Below are 17124 nucleotides of genomic sequence, written 5' to 3'. Positions count from 1 at the left end.
GATGACGATCTTGCGGGACTTCGGCCAGGGCTGCATCTGCCAAACGGCATATCATCCGCCGTCGAGGCAGTCGGGTCCGGCGGTGTCAGACTCTGAGAGTCACAGAACAGCCGCACGGCGGGGCCGGCACGGGGGAAAGCCTTGCGCGACCGCGCTGCCCTGCCGTACCGGGCCGATCCTGCGGCCTGATGAGAAGGGCGCGAGCCGCAGCTAGGGTTCCCGGGGGGGAGGACAGCATGATGGCAGCCTGGCGGGCGTTGCCCGCCCTCGTACAGGACGCTGTGATCGCGGTGGTGACGGCGCTGGTGACATTGACGCTTCCGCTGCTCGAGGCCGCTACCGCGGGCGGTCTGGACCGGTTTACGCCGCTGTGGGGCCTGCTGGTCGTCGGGGTGTGCGCGCCGCTGAGCGTGCGTCGCCGCCTGCCGATGACGGCAGCGCTCACCTCGGGTACTGCGGTGCTGCTCGCGATCGCTCTCGCCCAGCCGCAGGTCGGCGTCTGGGTGACAGCGGCGGCGTTCGGTTCGGCCGCCTACCACCACGGCAGGCGCCGACTATTACCGGGCATCGTCGCGACCTGCTGGCTGATCGCCCTTCACTTCATGTTGGGCGGGTCCTCGATCCAGCTGAGCGTGTCGATGGCCGCAGGGCTGGCACCCGTCGCGCTCGGCCACGCCCTGCGGCTCAACCACGACAGGGCCCGGCAGCAGGTACTGGTCGAACGGGCCGAGGAGCGCTCCAGAATCGCCCGCGACGTCCACGACGTGGTGGGCCACCACCTCAGCGCGATCAGGCTGCAGGCCGTCGGCGCACGCAGAGCCGGCCCCGTTGACGCCAGCCACGCGCTGGAGACGATCGCCGAGATCTCCGCGACCGCGCTGGGCGAGACCAGGCGCCTGCTCGGCCTGCTGCGCGACGACGAGACAGCCGACCTCGCCTCGCTGGCCGCCCGGCTGTCCAGTCAGGGGCTGCGCGTACGGCTGGACGGCGCCTCCCTGATCGACAAGGCCCCCTTGCCGGTACGGCACTGCGCCTACCGGATCGTGCAGGAGTCGCTGACAAACGTGATGCGACACTCGGGCAGGTCGCATGCCGTTGTGCGACTCGGCAACACTCCCGACGGCGTGGTGGTGGTCGTCGAGGACGAAGGTCAGGGTGTCGCCGGCGCCTCCGCCGTACAGGAGGGTGCAGGACTGCGAGGCATGCGGGAGCGGGCCGCGCAACTCGGCGGCACGCTCACCGCGGGCCCGCGCCACCCGCGCGGCTGGCGCGTTACCGCCCACCTGCCCCTGAACGGGACCGGAGATGGAAACGCCTGCCCAGCGTGAGTAGGGCAGGCGCATGTTCCTTCCAGGACAACGGCGACCGGGAAGGAAACCTACGGACACCTGTCATGGTGGATCTGCCCAGGTGACCAACCCGTGTCGGTGGGCGTAGACGGCTGCCTGTACGCGGGTCCGTAGTCCGAGTTTGGCCAGGATCCGCTCGATGTGGATCTTGACTGTGCCGGGTGAGATGACCAGCGCCTGGGCGATCTCGGCGTTGCTGCCCCCGGCGGCCAGGTGGCGCAACACGTCGGTTTCGCGCGGCGTGAGCGTGGCCAGTTCGTCGGGGGCCGGGCGCGGCGAGGTAGCAGCGAAGCGGTGCAGCAGGCGGGGCGTCACCTGCGGGTCCACCAACCCCTTTCCTTCGTGGGCGACCCGCACCGCGTCGAGGATGAGGACAGGATCGCTTTCCTTCAGCAGGAACCCGACCGCGCCCGCCTGCAACGCGCCGAACAGGTATTCGTCCAGGTCGAACGTGGTCAGTGCGACAACGGCCGGTGCCGGGTCGAGGGCTAGGAGATCGCGGATCGCGGTCAGCCCGTCCATGCGCGGCATACGGATGTCGGTGAGCACCACGTCGGGCCGGTGCCGCTTGACCATCTCGACCAGCTCGAACCCGTCGGATGCGGCCGCCACGACCTCCAGGTCCGGCTCGGACGACAGGAGCAGACGCAGGCCCTCCCGGGCGGGTGCCTGGTCATCAGCGACGATCACGCGGATGCCCACCGGCGCACTACGTCCGTGTCGCAGCGGGTTGCGGCTGCCGGCGCCGCCCGCCCACGCATCCCGCTGCCTCCGGCGCAGCGGGCGCGCCGGCCATTGGTGCTGTGGATTTCAAGTTCAAGTCGGTCGTCAATGGGATCCTGCTCCTGTCCGTGGCGTCCTCCACCTGCCTGCGAGGAGGCGGCGCACTCATAGTGCCCTCAGTTCCGCGAGCCTCAGTGCTGTGTCGGCGCAACGGCAATCGCTGCGGCGATGCCCGCAGCACACCATGGATGATCCCATTCTCGCTGGCTCGTCCACTCGGTTACAGGTTTTGGCCATCTGCCGACGATGCCGTCCGCTGATCTTCCTGCCAGGACCTCTTCCGGCGTCGACTTCAGACCGACAGAGTCGACGATCTGCAGGTACGCCCGGTCGTTGTGCCGTAGTTCCCGTGGGTAGACCAATCAGTAATGCCCGCCTATTACTGGGCGTTCAGGGCATGCCTGATCTTCGCGGCCAGGGCGGCGGCTTCCTCAGGTGTGTGCTCGATGATGCCGTTCTCGGCCATGAGCGCGTGGTATTGCTGCTGTTCGTATGGGACCCCGGGAGGCAGAGCGGCGATGTGCCAGTGCAGATGGGCGTTTCCCTGCTGACTACCCAAGGACAGTAGATAGGTCCGCTCGCATGGCACGCTTGCTTCCAAGGCGAGAGCGACACGACGCACCACATGCATCACGTCGATGAACTGATCCACGTCAAGATCTCGGACTACGTGCTCGATGTGGCGTTTGGGAGCTACGAGGACATACCCAGGCAGTGCGGCGAAGCGCGCGAGAAACCCGATGTGTGTGCCATCGTCGTAGACGATTTCTTCGGGCTGACTGGGATCATGATTGACAATCCCACAGATGAAGCACGGCCCTGTCTGGGAGCGATGGCTGTAACTCTCCAGGTCGAACGGCACGCGCCGGATCGAGCCCGTCATGATCACCTCTTGTGGAACGCTTGATCTTCAAGTAGCTGATCATCCTAGAGTCGTGGGTCAGCACAGGCCAAGATCCACCAGGAGGCCGGTGGTTCAGAGACGCTTCTCAAGACCTGATCGCTTAACCGACCCATCCGAGAAGACGCCCGCGGTGGAGCTGTCTTCAGCGCGGAGAGTGCTGCTACTTGTCATCGACATTGCTGGCTCGCGACTGCCGCAGATGCTGTCCGCTGGGCGACGAGGGCTTGGAACGCGTCCAGGTCACCGATGACCTGTTCGACGCGATCCCGCTGCTGGTACATGCGGTAGTAGCGGGCGCCGATGGCGTCGGGGTCGGCCTCGCCGCCGCCGGGAACGACGCCAGAGGCGATCGTCACCGTACCCACGTAGACCCCCTCAGGCTTGAGTTCGGCGTGCAGGGCGTGCGCCCAGTTCCGCAGACCGGCCATGGCCATACCGACGTTCGCCAGAAACGGCGCGGGGATCGTCGAGGAGACGCCTGTGGTGAGCAGCACCGTGCCGTCTCCTCTAGCACGCATGTCCGGCAGTACCTGACCCACAGCCGTCACCGCACCCAAGACATTCAGTTCGAACTGCGCGGCGGCTGAGGCGACCGTGGTCTGCGCGGCGTGCGTGATCGACCCGGTCGGGCTGGGACTGAATTCGAGCACGTCGATCGGTCCCAGCCCGTCCCTCGCCGCGGCGAGGGCTTTGGTGAGCGCGTCACGATCACGGATGTCGGCGGGAAACGCGGCAGCGGCGACGCCCAGCTCGGACAACTCGCCGACGAGAGTGTCCAGCTTGTCGCTGGTGCGGGCGATCAGCCCCACCTGGAAACCATGGAGCCCGAACGCGCGAGCCACTCCCATCCCGAGCCCCGGGCCAGCACCGACAACAACGAGCGTCTTCGCCACGACAGATCCTCTCCAATCAGTGAGACTTACTGTTTGTTCGTAGCAGCATGATTTGTCACTACGATCGGTGGCAAGACGGCACATTCATGTCGGTCACGCACACGGAGGTAACTCTTGGCAATGCGCGGGGACATCTCTCCAGCCTCGGAGCATCGCGACTCCGCCCGGCCCTCACCGACGAACACCGACGATCATGAGTCGGAGGAGGACATCTGTCGGCAGGTGCTGCAGATCCTCGCGCTGATCGGCGACAAGTGGAGCATCCTGGTCATCGGGCAGCTCCGCGACCGCACCCTGCGCTTCGGCGAGCTGAACCGCGCCGTCACCGGCATATCCCAGCGCATGCTCACCCTGACAGTGCGGCAGCTCGAACGCGACGGCCTACTGACCCGCACCCTTTACCCCAGCGTCCCCCCACGAGTGGACTACGCGCTCACCGAACTCGGGACGACACTGCTGGACTCCGTCGTCGCCCTGAGCGAGTGGGCCACCACTCACCGGCTCGAGATCAACACCAACCGAGTCCGGTACGACGCCACTCACCCATCGCGATCCAGCACTGCTGGGTAGGTAGATCCCGGTGTCGGGATCGGTCAGTCGTTGTGGGGTTTGCCGAACTCTTCGATCAGCACGGGATACTGCTCCCCACCGTGGCCGGCGGCGATCGAGCGGTCGGCCATCGCCTTGATCAACTTGGGCAGTTCGGCGTTGACACCCACCGCCTCGCTCTCCTCGATCAGGTGTGCCATCGCCCGCGCGTCGGTCTCCAGGGCCGACACCTCGGCCGGGAAGGAGCCGCTGTCGATCTGCTCGGCGTACCCAGGCAGCCATTCGGCCACACCGGCAGCGATCTGCTGCGCAAACGGCGCATACGTTGCGGCGTCGACACCGGCCGTCCTGAGCAGGGCAGTGCCCTGGAGCCAGGCGTTCAGGACGCTCCACATCATGGCTAGGCCGGCCACGTCGTACAGGGATGCCAGCCCGTGGTCCGCACCAAGGTAGGTGACGGTGCCGAGCGCGTCGAGGGTTGACTTGTGTGCCTCGAAGTCCGACTGGGGCCCGCTGTGCAGAATCACCGCCTCGGCGGTCCCGATCGCCGGCGGGATCGCCATGATGGCGCCGTCCAGATAATGGGCGCCGCGCTGCTCGGCCCATTGGGCGGCTTCCCGGGCCTGGGCCGAGTCGCCCGAGGTCAGATTGATCAACATCGTGCCGTCCAGCTCGATGTCGCTCGCGCCGAGCAGCTCGTGCATGGCCTGGTAGTCGGTGACGCAGATGATCGTCAGGGAACCTGCCTTGAGCGCGTCGCCAACCGTTGGCGCCAGCCGTGCACCCTCGGCCACCAGTTGGTCGGCCTTGGAGATCGTACGGTTCCACACGGTTGTGGGATGCCCGGCTTTCAGGAACGCGCCGGCGAGTGCCTGGCCCATCAGTCCGAGTCCGATGACTGTCACGGGTGTATCGGCTTTGTTGTTCATGGCACCATCGTCAACGTTGATACCGGTGTGAAGGTCAAGTGAGGTTTCGATGCGGATCGGGGAACTGAGTCGTCGGGCGGGCGTCAACGCCCATCAGTTGCGCTACTACGAGGCCCAGGGCCTGCTGGAGGCAGACCGCGGCGCGAACGGTTACCGCGAGTACGGCGAGAACGCCGTGCTGCGGGTGAAGCAGATCCGGCACCTGCTTGGTGCCGGTTTGTCCTCTGAGGACATCGCGTACCTGCTGCCCTGTGCGGTCGGAGAGGCCCCGGAGCTGCCCGGGTGCCCCGAGTTGCTGGCCGCGATGCGGTCACGGCTGCAGCGACTGGACGATCAGATGGACAGGCTCGCTCAATCCCGCGACGCTCTTGCCGACTACATTGATGCGGCCGATCGAATGGGCAGCGAGAGCTATTCTCCCTTTGACGATGCTGACCAGGAGCCCGTCCCCGCCTGAGCTGCCGGGGTGCTGGCTACGGCCTGAGCAGTGCCAACGGGCTGGCGGCAACGCCGCGGTACGCGTGCTGGCCGGCGTACAGGACGAGAGCGTCGATCAGGTCGTCCCTGAAGAGGCGGCGCTGGCGAGGATTGGGTTGCCCTTGTCCTTGTCGAGGTGGCGGTAGGTGGTGTACGGCCGGGGCCGTGTGTGGCGCCCGGTGTGGTCCGCAAGGCGGGTGGAGAAATACGACACAAGGTGTCGGGTTTTGGGTTGAGCATGGTTTCACCGGTCGGCGTCGATGGCGGACGTGGGCCGGGCCCCATGGATAGATAAGGACCTCTCAATGCGTGAAACGCCAGAAGAGCTCGAAGAGCTCCAGGCCCTCCTCGACGCCTCCCTGTCCCGCTCCACCTCGCACCTCCGTTCGATCATCAACAGCGAGCGCACACTGACCGCAGAGCAGCTCGCCCAGGTCCTCACCGGCATGTGCACCCTCGCCCTGTCCACCGTGACGGCGAAGGGCGAGCCGCGGATCAGCGGTGTGGACGGGCACTTCCTGCACGGAAAGTGGCACTTCGGCACGGCGCGCGGCGCCGCCAAGGCCCGCCATCTCGCCGCCCGGACCGCCGTCAGCGCCGCGCACATGCGCGGTGAGGACCTGGGCGTGTTCACGCACGGCAAGGTGGAGATCCTCAACCCCCACGACGGCGAGCCGGCCGCAGACTGGCCGTACCTGCTCGCGTACTTCAAGGACTTCTACGGCGACGACTCCTTCGACTGGGACAACGACGTGGTCTACTACCGGCTGCATCCGCACTGGATGACCGTCTACGCCCCCGATATCGCGAAGCTCACTGCGGCGTCCCAGTCCTGATCCGCAGCACAGGTCCTTAGCGGGACCGTGTCCCCTGTGTCCGAGCCGACTGGGCCACCTCGCTAACGAGCCGTCAGGCCCGGGGCCAGCGGGAACAGCACACGCGGCCTCGGGCGTACTTAGCTGTGGATCTCCTTTTCGCAGGAGAGCGGCGATCGCCTGCTACCGCTGCCGGTACCACCACGCCGAGCTTAAATCAGTTTCTTTCCGCAGTTCTCAATCGATACGGTCGGACCAGAAACGAGCGAAGTCTGAACGGACTGAGTGTGGCTGAGGCGGTGACCGCACAGCGCAGTTCCCTGCGTGAGGCGAGCCCACCCAGGCCCGCTCCCCTGTCGGACCGCCGTCACAGCAGTCCCGAAGCAGGCGCAGTCGGCGTCGAGAAAGGATCCTCCCGTGAGCGGGACAGCACATCACACCCCCGAACTCCGCGCACTGCGCGACCGGGTGACCGCTCCGTCGACCATCGCGCTGCCCACGGCCGGCGACCGGCTCACCTGGAGACCTGTCACCGCCGCCGACATCGGCCTGATCCTCGACCTGAAGCGTGCCGCCGGACAGGTCGACCATCCGCGCTGGCTGGTGATGAGGGACGAGCTGGAGGAGGAGTTCAAGAGCGCGACCTTCGACCCCGAGCGCGACGCGGTGATCGCCGTCGACGCCGCCGGGCGGGCCGTCGCCTACGGCTCGGCTGCGGCCCCAGCGAGCCACGAGACGATCGTCCAGGTCGAGCTCGACGGAACAGTGGCCCCGGACCGGCGTCGTGAAGGCATCGGCAGAGCCCTGCTGGCGTGGCAGGAGGCCCGGGGGCTTCAGCATCTCGCGGCCTGCGACGCAGCCCTGCCCGGGTGGCTCGTCTCGAGCGCGCACGACCACGCCACCTCTGCCATCCGGCTCCTGGAAGCACACGGCTACGAGCGCGCCCGGTGGTGGCTGGAGCTGGAGCGCGACCTCAAGGCGCCGGTCGCCGAGCCGCCGTCCGTCCCCGGGGTGCGGCTTGTGCCCTATGGAGAGGAATGGCAGGAGCGAGCCAGGTTCGCGCTGAACGACGCCTTCCGCGACCACTGGGGTTCCCAGCCGGTTACCGCCGCCGAGTGGGCCTCCGGTAACCGCCTGGAAGCATTCCGCCCGGACCTGTCCCTACTCGCCGTCACCCCCGGCACACACGATGGCGAACGCGTCGTCGGCTTCGTCTTCGTCGACGTGGCGCAGGAGGAGTGGCCGCTGCGCGGCGGCCCGTTCGGTTACATCACGACCGTCGGTGTACGGCGGGAGGCGCGAGGACAGGGGCTGGCCCGCACACTGCTGGCCCACGTGCTGCGGGCGCTGCGGGCCGACGGGCTGGAGCACGCCGTACTCAACGTCGACGCCGAGAGCCCCACCGGCGCCGTCGGCCTGTACCAGAGCCTCGACTTCACCGTCACCGACCGCACGGTCAGTCTCGTCAAGCGCTTCTGACCTCCCCCGGGCCCAGCCCACCCGGCCGGCCGCTACCCGCGCCGGCAACGCCTCACCGAGGCGTCCGGCCCTACAACCTGCGGCACATCACCCAGCCGCCTGACCACGACGAGTAGAAAGCACCCGATATGTTCCCTTCCGCCATCACCGACTTCTGGCTGACCCCCTCCCCGACGAGTCGGCTCCTCTACGGTGACGACGCCTTCAGCGTTTTCGCCGACGCCGCCCTCGACGAGGACGAACGGCTCACCGTCCTCACGACGACCGACGGAAAGACGCGCGTTCTGCTCACCCCGGCGGTCGCCGAGACGATGGGCCTGGAAGACGGGCAGCCGTTCGACGAGGCGGGCTTCCGGCAGCGGCTGGAGAAGTCAGGCATCTCGTTGCACGGAGCCGACAACCTGTTCTACTTCACCGACGAGGCCCGGGAGACGTTGCTCGGCGAACCGGACGCCCCCTCGATCCGCCCGCTCACCGTGGCCGACGCCGGCGTGTTCGGGCAGTTCGAGGAAGCGGCGTCGGAACAGGATCGCGACGACGCCTCCGTCGAACTGGACCACTGGGCGGTCTACGGCGCGTTCGAAGACGGGCGGCTGGTGTGCGTGGCGAGCATGTACCCGTGGGACGATGCGCCGCTGGCCGACCTCGGCGTGCTGACGCTCGCGCCGTACCGGGGCAAGGGCCACGCCCGGCGCCTCGTGCGCGCGATCTCCCGGCACGCCCTCGCACGGGGACACGAGCCGCAGTACCGCTGCCAACTCGACAACCACGCCTCGGTTGCCGCGGCCGGATCGGCCGGCCTGACCCGATTCGGGACCTGGGACATCGTCTCGCCGGACTCGGCCGTGTAGGGGGCACGACCCAGATACGACAGACCGCGACCTGGACAAGCCGGTCGTGCAGAAGTGAACGTGCCCAGGACCGCCACTAACGGCCCCGGGCACCCCGCCCATCGTCCACGTGAACCTAAAGGTCTCCGCTGGTCCTAGGCCGTTGACCGGTCAGGGGGTAGGGATCCTCCGGCAGCCTTGGCCGTTCACCCACAGGCTGCCTTCGGCCCAGCCGGTCGCGCACCGGTAGGCGGCCCTGGTGCCGCGGTCGACGATGGTGAAGTCGGACAGCGGGCCCCAGGTTCCGGTACTGCAGTCGCGTCCGAAGACGGTGGGCAGTTCCGCGGACACCTCACTGCAGACGATGACTTCGCCCGCCAGCATCGTCGGCGCGTTGTGCGGGGCGGTGGTGGCGGCGGTCGCCGGTGCGGCGCCGGCAAGGGCGGCCGCGAACGCGCCGATCGTGAGAGCCTTCCTGACCGTCCGACTTGTCCACCTTGCTGCGCTCATGTCTTTCTCCTTTTTGGCTGTGACCGGACACCGACCATACACGCAGAGTAATTAAGCCACTACTATCAGTAAGGGAATGGGCTTGTTAGCCCCGTGGCTTCTGTCTCGTAGGCGCGGCGGGCTTTAGGTGTACTTGGCCATCAGGTTGGTGACACACACCGGCCTGTACGGCTGGCGCTCGATCTTCTACGTGAAGGTCCCCGTTGCGCTGGTGTCCACCTGGCTCATGGTCCGCCCCTCCCCGCCACAGGGCGGGCGGCTCGACCTACCCGGCGCGGTAACGGTCACCGGCGGGCTGGTCGCCCTGACCTACGGCCTGTCAGGCCACTGGCCCTTCATCGTCGCCGGCCTGCCCCTGCTCGGCGTGTTCGTCCTGCTGCAACGCATGACAGCTCCGTACCGACAGCCCGGGTCCGGAAACTTGGCCTGGTGTGTGTCTTGGGTGTATTCAGAGTCGTGCAATTGGGACAAAAGGCGGGGGACCGTGGACCAACGTAGGCGGAGCGCCGGGCACGGTCAGAACGTCGGGCTGCTCGGGCGGGGGTCGGAGTGCGCTCTCCTCGATCAGATGATCGCGGCCGTCCGCATGAGGGAGAGTCGCGTGCTCGTGGTGCACGGCGCGCCGGGAGTCGGAAAGTCGGCACTGCTGGAGTACGCGGAGAACTCGGCGACCGGCATGCGGGTGCTGCGCGCGGTCGGTGTCGAGTCCGAGATGGAACTGGCTTTCGCCACATTGCATCAGTTATGTGCGCCGCTGCTGGATCGGCTGGAGAACCTTCCCGCGCCGCAGCGTGATGCGCTTGAGACGGTGTTCGGGATGCGAGGGGGAACGCCGCCCGACCGCTTCCTGGTCGGGCTGGCGGTACTGAGTCTGCTGTCGGACGCCTCGGAGGGGGGTCCCCTGCTCTGTGTGGTCGACGACGCGCAGTGGATGGACCGGGCCTCGGCGCAGGTCCTCGGCTTCGTCGCCCGGCGGCTGCTGGCGGAGTCGGTCGCCCTCGTCTTCGGCTCTCGCCGGCGGGCTCAGGACTTGCTCGGACTACCGGAGCTGGAGGTCACCGGGCTGAAGGCCGCAGACGCACACGCTCTGCTGAGCTCGGTGACGCACGTCCGGATCGATCAACACATCCGCGATCGGTTCGTGGCCGAGACCAGGGGCAACCCGCTTGCCTTGCTGGAGCTACCGCGTGAGCTGGCCGTGACCCAGATGACGGGCGGATTCGGCCTCCTGGGCGCCGACACGCTGCCGGGCCGGATCGAGCAGAGCTTCCTGGCCCGGATCGAAGGCTTGCCCGAGCAGACCCGGTTGCTCCTACTGATCGCCGCCGCCGAGCCGGTCGGCGACCCCTCGTTGGTGTGGCGTGCCGCCGAACGGCTCGGCGTCACGCCGGCGACGGTCCTGGCGAGCGGGACGGACGGACTGCTGGAGTTCGACGTACGGGTGATCTTCCGTCACCCGCTCGTGCGGTCGGCTGTGTACGGGTCGGCGAAGGAGGGGGATCGCCGGGCAGTCCATCTCGCGTTGGCGGAGGTCACCGACGCCCAGGTCGACCCGGACCGCCGTGCCTGGCACCTCGCCTCCGCGACGGCCGCGCCCGATGAGAGCGTCGCCGCCGAACTTGAACGGTCTGCCGGCCGGGCACAGGCGCGCGGTGGGCTGGCCGCCGCAGCGGCGTTCCTGCAGCGATCCGTGGCACTAACCATCGACACCTCGCAGCGCGCCGAACGTGCCTTGACGGCGGCGGACGCCAGCCTTCGGGCGGGCGACATCGAAGCCGCGCGCCGATTCGTCGACATCGCCGACCGGGATGCCCAGAGCGAGTTCCAACGCGTGCGAGCCCACCTGGCACGCGGTCACATCACGTTCGCGGCCGGCTTCAACAACGACGCGCCGCTGATGTTGCTGACAGCCGCGCAGCGGCTGGAGCCCTTCGACATGGACCTGGCGCGGGAGACGTACCTTATCGCCTGGGGTTCCGCATCGTTCGGGGCCGGAAACCGGGACAGCCTCATGGCCATCTCCCGGGCGATGAGGGAACTCCCCTCTCCTGAAGGTAGTCCGCGTGCCCTTGATCTCGTGCTCGAGGGCTACGCGCTGCTCATCACCGACGGCCGGAGCGCCGCGCTTCCCACGTTGCGAAGGGCGGTGATCGCGCTCACCGACGCCCCCCTGCAGGACCTCCTGAAATGGGGTTGGGCGGCCGGTGGCTTGACCGCGCTCGTCTGGGAGGACCGGATCATGGCCGAGTGGCCCGTCAGGGTGATCGAGGAGGTGCGCACGGCCGCTGCCCTGTCCGAGCTTCCGATCTATCTCCACGCCTTAGGACTACCGATCGTGTTGAGCGGTGAATTCGCTGCAGCGGCCACGCTCGTCGCCCAATCCGAAGCCGTCGCCGATGCGACGGGCGTGCCCATGACGCAGCACACCCAGCTCCTGCTGACGGCAATGCAGGGTAAGGAGGCCGAGGCCGCGGCGCTGATCGCCGCTACGATCGAGGAGGCCGGTGCCGGTGGTCAGTTGAACGGCGTCGCGTCCGCCCACTGGGCGGCCGCGGTCCTCTACAACGGCCTCGCCCGCTATGGGCTCGCGCTACCGGCGGCCCAGGCCACCACCCGGAGCGCCAACCTGATCGTCTCCCAATGGGCGCTGCCCGAGCTCGTCGAGGCGGCGGCGCGCGTCGGAGACGACACGGCCGCCCGCGGGGCGCTCGAAGGTTTGGCGGATGCGGCAGAACCGTGCGACACGGACTGGGCCCAGGGAATCCTGGCTCGCTGCCGCGCACTACTGAGCGACGACGCCACCGCGGACGACCTCTACCGCGAGGCGATCGAGCGGCTGGGCAGGACGCTCCTGCGCCCCGAACTGGCGCGCGCTCACCTGCTGTACGGCGAGTGGTTGCGCCGGGACCGTCAGCGGGCCGAGGCGCGGGCTCACCTGCGTACCGCGTACGAGATGTTCGTGTCGATCGGGATGGAGGCGTTCGCCGAGCGTGCCCGCCGCGAGCTTCTCGCCACGGGCGAGACCGTCCGCAAGCGCAAGAACGAGGCCTCGACGAGTGACGAGTTGACGGCGCAGGAGAAACAGATCGCCCTGCTCGTGCGGGACGGCCTCTCCAACCCGGAGGTCGGGGCTCGTCTCTTCCTGAGCCCGCGTACGGTCGAGTGGCACCTCCGCAAGATCTTCACCAAACTCGGAATCAGCTCCCGAAGGCAGCTCGGCGACGCCCTGTCCCGCGCGGCGAGTACGAGTCCATGAAGGTTCGGGGAATGAGCTGCCGGCCGCCGTCGACGCCCTGGTAAGTGCCGTGTTGGTCATCAGGCGCAGGGCGAGCTCGAGGGCGCGTTCGCCGTGATGGCAGGCAGTGCCGCCCCCAGCTGACCGGCCTGTGGTCGACCGGCGCCATGTCGTGCCTCCTAAGCTGTCTGCCCGTCCAGAATCGGGGCGACGGGCGGCCGCTCGCACCGGTGGCCTTCCCTGGCCCCGGTTGACCAGTGAGACTCCCTGGTGCGACCCGGCACCCAGCTGCGCGAGTCTCGTCGTGTCTGGCATTTCGTCCGAGCACAGGAGGAGCGGTCGCCGCTGGTGCCGGGGTTCGGCCGGCGTGGCGCCCAAGGCCTATCAGCAAATGATCCGCGGCGACGCCCGCTTCCGCGTCGTCCTCGACCCGAGGGAATGAGGCAGTCATGTACGACCGGCCGCTAGACGGAGCCGTCGCGCTCGTCACCGGCGCCAGCAGCGGAATCGGCGCCGCGACCGCGCGCCGCCTCGCCCGCGAGGGCGCGGCGGTCGCCCTGGTCGCCCGCCGCCGCAACCGCCTGGACCAGGTCGCGAGCGACATCGCGAAGCTGGGCGGAGAGGCGGTCGCGTTGGAGGCCGACATCACCGAGCCCGAACGCGCCGACGACATGGTGCATGACGCGCTGGATCGGTTCGGGCGCCTGGACATCCTGGTCAACAACGCCGGGATCATGCTGCTCAACTCGGCGCTGCACACCACCATCGAGGAGTGGGATCGGATGATCTCGCTCAACGTGGCGGCGCTGCTGCACGTCACGCACGCTGCCATCCCGCACCTGATCTACGCGGCGTCGACATCCCCGCGGCAGGTGGCGGATCTGGTGAACGTCAGCTCGACGGCCGGGCGAGTCGCCCGACCGGGGAGCAGCGTCTACGGCCTGACCAAGTGCGGCCTGAACGCGTTCACCGAATCGCTTCGCCAGGAACTGCTCAGCGAACGCGTCCGGGTCAGCGTGGTGGAGCCCGGCACCGTGGACACCGAACTGGTGAACCACCTCAGCGACACCACCCGGGACACGGCCCGCCGACAGATCGACGGAATCGAAGCGCTGCGGCCAGAGGACATCGCGGACGCGATCAGCTACATCGTCACGCGAGAGCGGCGGGTCGCCGTCAACGAGATGCTGGTTCGTGCCGGCGACCAAACATGGTAGCCGCGCCTACTCGAGCGCGAGTCTACGAAGGCCAGTGTCGGCGACGTCGATCATCTCATCGCCGGCACCGCTGAGGACCGACCGGACAACGGCGCTCCGCCGCAACCGTGAACACCCATCCCCTACCGAAACGAGACGGATAAGCAGCAACTACGCCGCGTCGACGCCTGGCGACAGGCTGCTACCGCGAGCTCAGTACCACTGCACCTGCGCGATCACCATCGACAAGCCTGGCCCTGATGGCCGGACGACCTGGCGGGCCGAGGTCGGCGGCGAGCAGGTCTTCCAGTTCGGCGAGATCGCCGGTCTGCGCGGCGGCGAGGAACGTCCGTACGAGGCGCCGGTGCGTGGTGGTGCTCACCGGGTGGCGTCGCTCGGTGGCGAGGTGGTCGCGGGCGCGTCGAACGAGTTGCCGCGCGTGGTCTTCGCCCAGGTGGAGGATCTCGGAGATCCGGCGGTAGGGGTAGTCGAAGGCTATGCGTAGGAGATAAACCGCTCGTTCGGCGGAGGTCAGTCTCTCCAGCAGCAGCCGGATCGCGGTGTCGACCGCCTCGCATCGTTCGGCTGCCGTCTCGGGGCTGACAGAGCGGTCCGTCGTCTCGGGAAGCCAGGGGCCGGCGGAGGTCTCGTGGCGCCTGCGGGCGGATTGGGCGACGTTGATGGCGAGCCTGGTGGTGGTCAGCGCAAGGAAGGCGGGCGGGCTGATGACGACCGAGCGGTCGGCGCGGGCCCATCGCAGCCACGTCTCCTGCACCACGTCCTCGGCTTCGCCCACGTCTTGCAGGACGCGCAGACCGATCGCGAGGAGCCGGGGCGCGGCGCTGACGAACACCGAAGCAGCTCCGTCCCATCCTCTGATCGACCGGTCATCGGCCTGCTCCGCATGGTCTCGGTGCGACTTCAACAGGTTCATGGTCACGATCTCGGCTCCGTTCGCACCCAGCATCCGGCGATGCCACTGTGATCACGGTCGCTTCTTGGGCCCCTCCATCGCGCCCTGGGGAGAGCCTGGTCGGTACCCTGGTCCGGACCACTGGGGCCCGTGGTGGGTACACCGGGGCGTAGCACGAGCCGCTTCGCTCACTGAGGTCCCGGCGGGAGCCGACAGCCAGCGTGCCGCATTCAGGGGCTGACCCCCGTGATCATGCTGTCCGCCGAGGCGGTCGACGCCGTGATGGTGGTTCCGGCCGCGGCAGCGAGCACCGCGGACGCGTTGCTGAAGGCTAGGAAATGAAGGTAGGACCGGCCTCATCGGATCCCGGGTGGTCAAGAGCGTCGCACGCGATCGCGATCAGCCGTCCGACCGCCATCGCCGACACCATCGTCGACGCCGACCGCCGTACCCGCTGACAACCGGGAATGACCGGCCCGCCCTGCAGTCATGGGCGGGCCGGTTGCCCGCGCATCGAATACTCAGGTGGCGACCATGGACATCGAAACGAGACCGACCCTGCGCTGGGCGGACCGCGGGGCCTGCAGGAACAGCGATCCCGCCCTGTTCTTCCCACTCACCTGGGACGGCCGGACTGCTCCGCACACTGCCGTGGCCCGGCGCGTCTGCCTGGGCTGCCCGGTACGCCTGCCCTGTCTGGAGTGGGCCGTCGAAACCGGCGAACCGGACGGCATGTGGGGCGGTACCACCCCGGACGAGCGCCGCCGCATCCGCTCCGCGCCCTCACCTGAGGGTGCCGCCCGCCGAACCAGGACATGACGTCGACCCGACTCAGGCATTCATGCGATGTCGAAGATCACGCGGGTTGTCCGTACGAGCCCACCGGGTGATCACCTACGACCGGGGCGTATGCCTGTTCAGGGGGCGAAGCTGATGCTCGCGGGAATGCCCTGGCGGGTCATCTTCGCGTACGGACACAGTGCGGTCGCCTGGGCGAGCAGCGGGCCGACCGTCTCGCGTTCGACTCCGGGCCAGGTCACGACGAGGTCGGCGCGTAGCTGGTAGCCGCCGTCGGCGGGATCGCGGCCGAAGGCGACCGTCGCGTCCACCGTGATCGATTCGGGGTCGAGGAGATGCCGTCGGGCCAGCAGGCTGAGCGCGCCATGGAAGCACGCGGCGTATCCGGCGGCGAAGAGCTGTTCGGGGTTCGGGCCGGGATTGTCACCGCCCAACTCCTCGGGCATCCGCAGTTCGAGGGAGAGGGCGCCATCGGCGGAGCGGGCCTGGCCGGTGGCCCGGCCGTGGGCGGAGCTGCCGCCTGTCACTGCGACGCGCGTCGTGTAGAGCGGCTTGAACGCGGAGCCGCTGTAGTCGTGGTCCGTGGACAAGATCGGGTCGTTCACCGATATCCCTTTCAGCGTGGGGAGGTTGGTCATGGGCGGTGCCAGCCCTGCAATTTGTCGGGATTCAGCACTATCCACACGGCAGTGACCTCGGCTCCGGCGACGCTCACGCTGACCACCGCCACGGCCTGGCCCTCCCGGCGCAGTACCAGACCGGTCCGACCGTTCACGGAACCGGCGACCACCTCTGTGCCGGGTTGACCGATCAGCAGAGCCTCCACGAGCCGGGCGACCGCGTCCGCGCCGTAGGTCGGGTGTACGGCGGCGCGCACCTTGCCGCCACCATCGCTCACGACGATCGCGTCGGCGGCCAGGACAGTCCGCAGCGCCGACGTGTCGCCCGTCTGGCAGGCCACGGCGAACCGGCGGGCGACACGGTCGTGTCTGGCGAGCATCGCCTGGCTGAACCTGACGTGGTGCTGTGCCAGGTCGACGACGGGCTCGGGCAGGCGCGTCGGGCCAGCCGGGGTTCGGCTCGGGGCGGCCAGAAGGTGCAGACAGATGCTTCCGGCGGTTCGCGTCAGCCAGGCGCGGGGCACTGCGATACCTGCGCGATCCTCATCGTCGAGGGCGTACCAGCGGCGGTAGGTCTCTTGGACGACGTGGTCCGCCGTGACTTCCGAGCCGAACATCCACAAGGCGATCTCGAGCAGATGCTGCCGTTCGTCGAGCATCTCCGCCAGCGACTCGGCGCCCGCCCCGGTCAAGGTCTGCCGCTTTCGCAGCAGAAAGAGCGGTGTCGCTGCTCCTGTTTCCAGACTGGGGTGGAAGGGCCGGCATGTCCGTCGGCCAACGGGGTGGTCCGCACGATTTCCTCTGTTTCCTTCGGTGTCGGCAGGTAAGACCGGGTAGCCCTTCG

General features: G+C 68.2%; 17 protein-coding genes. 9 read left to right on the top strand and 8 right to left on the bottom strand.

The window, feature by feature from the left end:
* Window positions 1–236: 236 nt before the first annotated feature.
* The gene (locus ABZ911_RS10385) at window positions 237–1328 is read left to right on the top strand and encodes a histidine kinase (protein ID WP_358054115.1); all 1092 of its coding nucleotides are present in this window, start codon (window positions 237–239) and stop codon (window positions 1326–1328) included.
* Between the two features lie 63 nt (window positions 1329–1391).
* On the opposite strand, the gene ABZ911_RS10380 is transcribed toward ABZ911_RS10385, so the two are convergent.
* The 3 genes from ABZ911_RS10380 to ABZ911_RS10370 all read right to left on the bottom strand — a co-directional run bounded on the left by ABZ911_RS10380 (window position 1392) and on the right by ABZ911_RS10370 (window position 3929).
* Entirely contained in the window at window positions 1392–2039 is a 648-nt protein-coding gene (locus tag ABZ911_RS10380; RefSeq protein WP_358054113.1) for a response regulator transcription factor, read from the bottom strand.
* 472 nt (window positions 2040–2511) lie between these two features.
* Complete coding sequence (locus ABZ911_RS10375; RefSeq protein WP_358054111.1) at window positions 2512–3015, bottom strand: HIT family protein; 504 nt, start codon at window positions 3013–3015, stop codon at window positions 2512–2514.
* A 188-nt stretch (window positions 3016–3203) separates the two neighbouring features.
* Window positions 3204–3929, bottom strand: a complete 726-nt coding sequence (locus ABZ911_RS10370) for an SDR family NAD(P)-dependent oxidoreductase (protein WP_358054109.1) — start codon at window positions 3927–3929, stop codon at window positions 3204–3206.
* A gap of 120 nt (window positions 3930–4049) precedes the next feature.
* On the opposite strand from ABZ911_RS10370, the gene ABZ911_RS10365 reads away from it, so the two are divergent.
* Complete coding sequence (locus tag ABZ911_RS10365) at window positions 4050–4499, top strand: helix-turn-helix domain-containing protein (RefSeq protein ID WP_358054498.1); 450 nt, start codon at window positions 4050–4052, stop codon at window positions 4497–4499.
* A gap of 23 nt (window positions 4500–4522) precedes the next feature.
* On the opposite strand, the gene ABZ911_RS10360 is transcribed toward ABZ911_RS10365, so the two are convergent.
* Complete coding sequence (locus ABZ911_RS10360; protein WP_358054107.1) at window positions 4523–5407, bottom strand: NAD(P)-binding domain-containing protein; 885 nt, start codon at window positions 5405–5407, stop codon at window positions 4523–4525.
* A 49-nt stretch (window positions 5408–5456) separates the two neighbouring features.
* Here ABZ911_RS10360 and ABZ911_RS10355 point away from each other — a divergent pair, with 49 nt between their 5' ends.
* The 4 genes from ABZ911_RS10355 to ABZ911_RS10340 all read left to right on the top strand — a co-directional run bounded on the left by ABZ911_RS10355 (window position 5457) and on the right by ABZ911_RS10340 (window position 9029).
* Window positions 5457–5864: a MerR family transcriptional regulator gene (locus tag ABZ911_RS10355; RefSeq protein ID WP_358054105.1), complete on the top strand. Its 408-nt coding sequence runs from the start codon at window positions 5457–5459 to the stop codon at window positions 5862–5864.
* Window positions 5865–6189: 325 nt separating this feature from the next.
* A complete protein-coding gene (locus ABZ911_RS10350; RefSeq protein WP_358054103.1) occupies window positions 6190–6720 on the top strand; it encodes a pyridoxamine 5'-phosphate oxidase family protein in 531 nt (176 codons plus the stop codon).
* A 396-nt stretch (window positions 6721–7116) separates the two neighbouring features.
* A complete protein-coding gene (locus tag ABZ911_RS10345; RefSeq protein ID WP_358054101.1) occupies window positions 7117–8178 on the top strand; it encodes a GNAT family N-acetyltransferase in 1062 nt (353 codons plus the stop codon).
* A 128-nt stretch (window positions 8179–8306) separates the two neighbouring features.
* Window positions 8307–9029 (top strand): GNAT family N-acetyltransferase, encoded by a 723-nt coding sequence (locus ABZ911_RS10340; RefSeq protein ID WP_358054099.1) that lies wholly within the window; start codon window positions 8307–8309, stop codon window positions 9027–9029.
* A gap of 150 nt (window positions 9030–9179) precedes the next feature.
* On the opposite strand, the gene ABZ911_RS10335 is transcribed toward ABZ911_RS10340, so the two are convergent.
* Window positions 9180–9518, bottom strand: a complete 339-nt coding sequence (locus tag ABZ911_RS10335) for a hypothetical protein (protein WP_358054097.1) — start codon at window positions 9516–9518, stop codon at window positions 9180–9182.
* 148 nt (window positions 9519–9666) lie between these two features.
* On the opposite strand from ABZ911_RS10335, the gene ABZ911_RS10330 reads away from it, so the two are divergent.
* Together ABZ911_RS10330 and ABZ911_RS10325 are read left to right on the top strand one after the other, a co-directional pair.
* A complete protein-coding gene (locus ABZ911_RS10330) occupies window positions 9667–12774 on the top strand; it encodes an AAA family ATPase (RefSeq protein ID WP_358054095.1) in 3108 nt (1035 codons plus the stop codon).
* Window positions 12775–13202: 428 nt separating this feature from the next.
* Window positions 13203–13970: an SDR family NAD(P)-dependent oxidoreductase gene (locus tag ABZ911_RS10325; RefSeq protein WP_358054093.1), complete on the top strand. Its 768-nt coding sequence runs from the start codon at window positions 13203–13205 to the stop codon at window positions 13968–13970.
* 181 nt (window positions 13971–14151) lie between these two features.
* Here ABZ911_RS10325 and ABZ911_RS10320 read toward each other — a convergent pair whose 3' ends face one another.
* A complete protein-coding gene (locus ABZ911_RS10320; protein WP_358054091.1) occupies window positions 14152–14916 on the bottom strand; it encodes a sigma factor-like helix-turn-helix DNA-binding protein in 765 nt (254 codons plus the stop codon).
* A gap of 480 nt (window positions 14917–15396) precedes the next feature.
* Between ABZ911_RS10320 and ABZ911_RS10315 the strand changes: the two genes are divergently transcribed.
* Complete coding sequence (locus ABZ911_RS10315; RefSeq protein ID WP_358054089.1) at window positions 15397–15681, top strand: WhiB family transcriptional regulator; 285 nt, start codon at window positions 15397–15399, stop codon at window positions 15679–15681.
* Between the two features lie 98 nt (window positions 15682–15779).
* On the opposite strand, the gene ABZ911_RS10310 is transcribed toward ABZ911_RS10315, so the two are convergent.
* Window positions 15780–16265 carry an Ohr family peroxiredoxin gene (locus tag ABZ911_RS10310; RefSeq protein WP_358054087.1) on the bottom strand — a complete coding sequence of 162 codons (486 nt, stop codon included), beginning with the start codon at window positions 16263–16265 and terminating at the stop codon, window positions 15780–15782.
* Window positions 16266–16294: 29 nt separating this feature from the next.
* Entirely contained in the window at window positions 16295–16972 is a 678-nt protein-coding gene (locus ABZ911_RS10305) for a hypothetical protein (protein WP_358054085.1), read from the bottom strand.
* Window positions 16973–17124: the final 152 nt, after the last annotated feature.

The organism is Nonomuraea sp. NPDC046570 (assembly GCF_040645915.1).
Taxonomy (GTDB): Bacteria; Actinomycetota; Actinomycetes; order Streptosporangiales; family Streptosporangiaceae; genus Nonomuraea.
The sequence above is the reverse complement of the archived record's forward strand: the minus strand, read 5'-3'. Positions and strand labels throughout refer to the sequence as shown.

Excerpts from the sequence above, each read along its gene's own strand:
- ABZ911_RS10385 (WP_358054115.1), top strand. The coding sequence starts at position 237 with ATGATGGCAGCCTGGCGGGCGTTGCCCGCCCTCGTACAGGACGCTGTG.
- ABZ911_RS10375 (WP_358054111.1), bottom strand. The coding sequence starts at position 3,015 with ATGACGGGCTCGATCCGGCGCGTGCCGTTCGACCTGGAGAGTTACAGC.
- ABZ911_RS10365 (WP_358054498.1), top strand. The coding sequence starts at position 4,050 with ATGCGCGGGGACATCTCTCCAGCCTCGGAGCATCGCGACTCCGCCCGG.
- ABZ911_RS10360 (WP_358054107.1), bottom strand. The coding sequence starts at position 5,407 with ATGAACAACAAAGCCGATACACCCGTGACAGTCATCGGACTCGGACTG.
- ABZ911_RS10355 (WP_358054105.1), top strand. The coding sequence starts at position 5,457 with ATGCGGATCGGGGAACTGAGTCGTCGGGCGGGCGTCAACGCCCATCAG.
- ABZ911_RS10350 (WP_358054103.1), top strand. The coding sequence starts at position 6,190 with ATGCGTGAAACGCCAGAAGAGCTCGAAGAGCTCCAGGCCCTCCTCGAC.
- ABZ911_RS10340 (WP_358054099.1), top strand. The coding sequence starts at position 8,307 with ATGTTCCCTTCCGCCATCACCGACTTCTGGCTGACCCCCTCCCCGACG.
- ABZ911_RS10335 (WP_358054097.1), bottom strand. The coding sequence starts at position 9,518 with ATGAGCGCAGCAAGGTGGACAAGTCGGACGGTCAGGAAGGCTCTCACG.
- ABZ911_RS10325 (WP_358054093.1), top strand. The coding sequence starts at position 13,203 with ATGTACGACCGGCCGCTAGACGGAGCCGTCGCGCTCGTCACCGGCGCC.
- ABZ911_RS10320 (WP_358054091.1), bottom strand. The coding sequence starts at position 14,916 with ATGCTGGGTGCGAACGGAGCCGAGATCGTGACCATGAACCTGTTGAAG.
- ABZ911_RS10315 (WP_358054089.1), top strand. The coding sequence starts at position 15,397 with ATGGACATCGAAACGAGACCGACCCTGCGCTGGGCGGACCGCGGGGCC.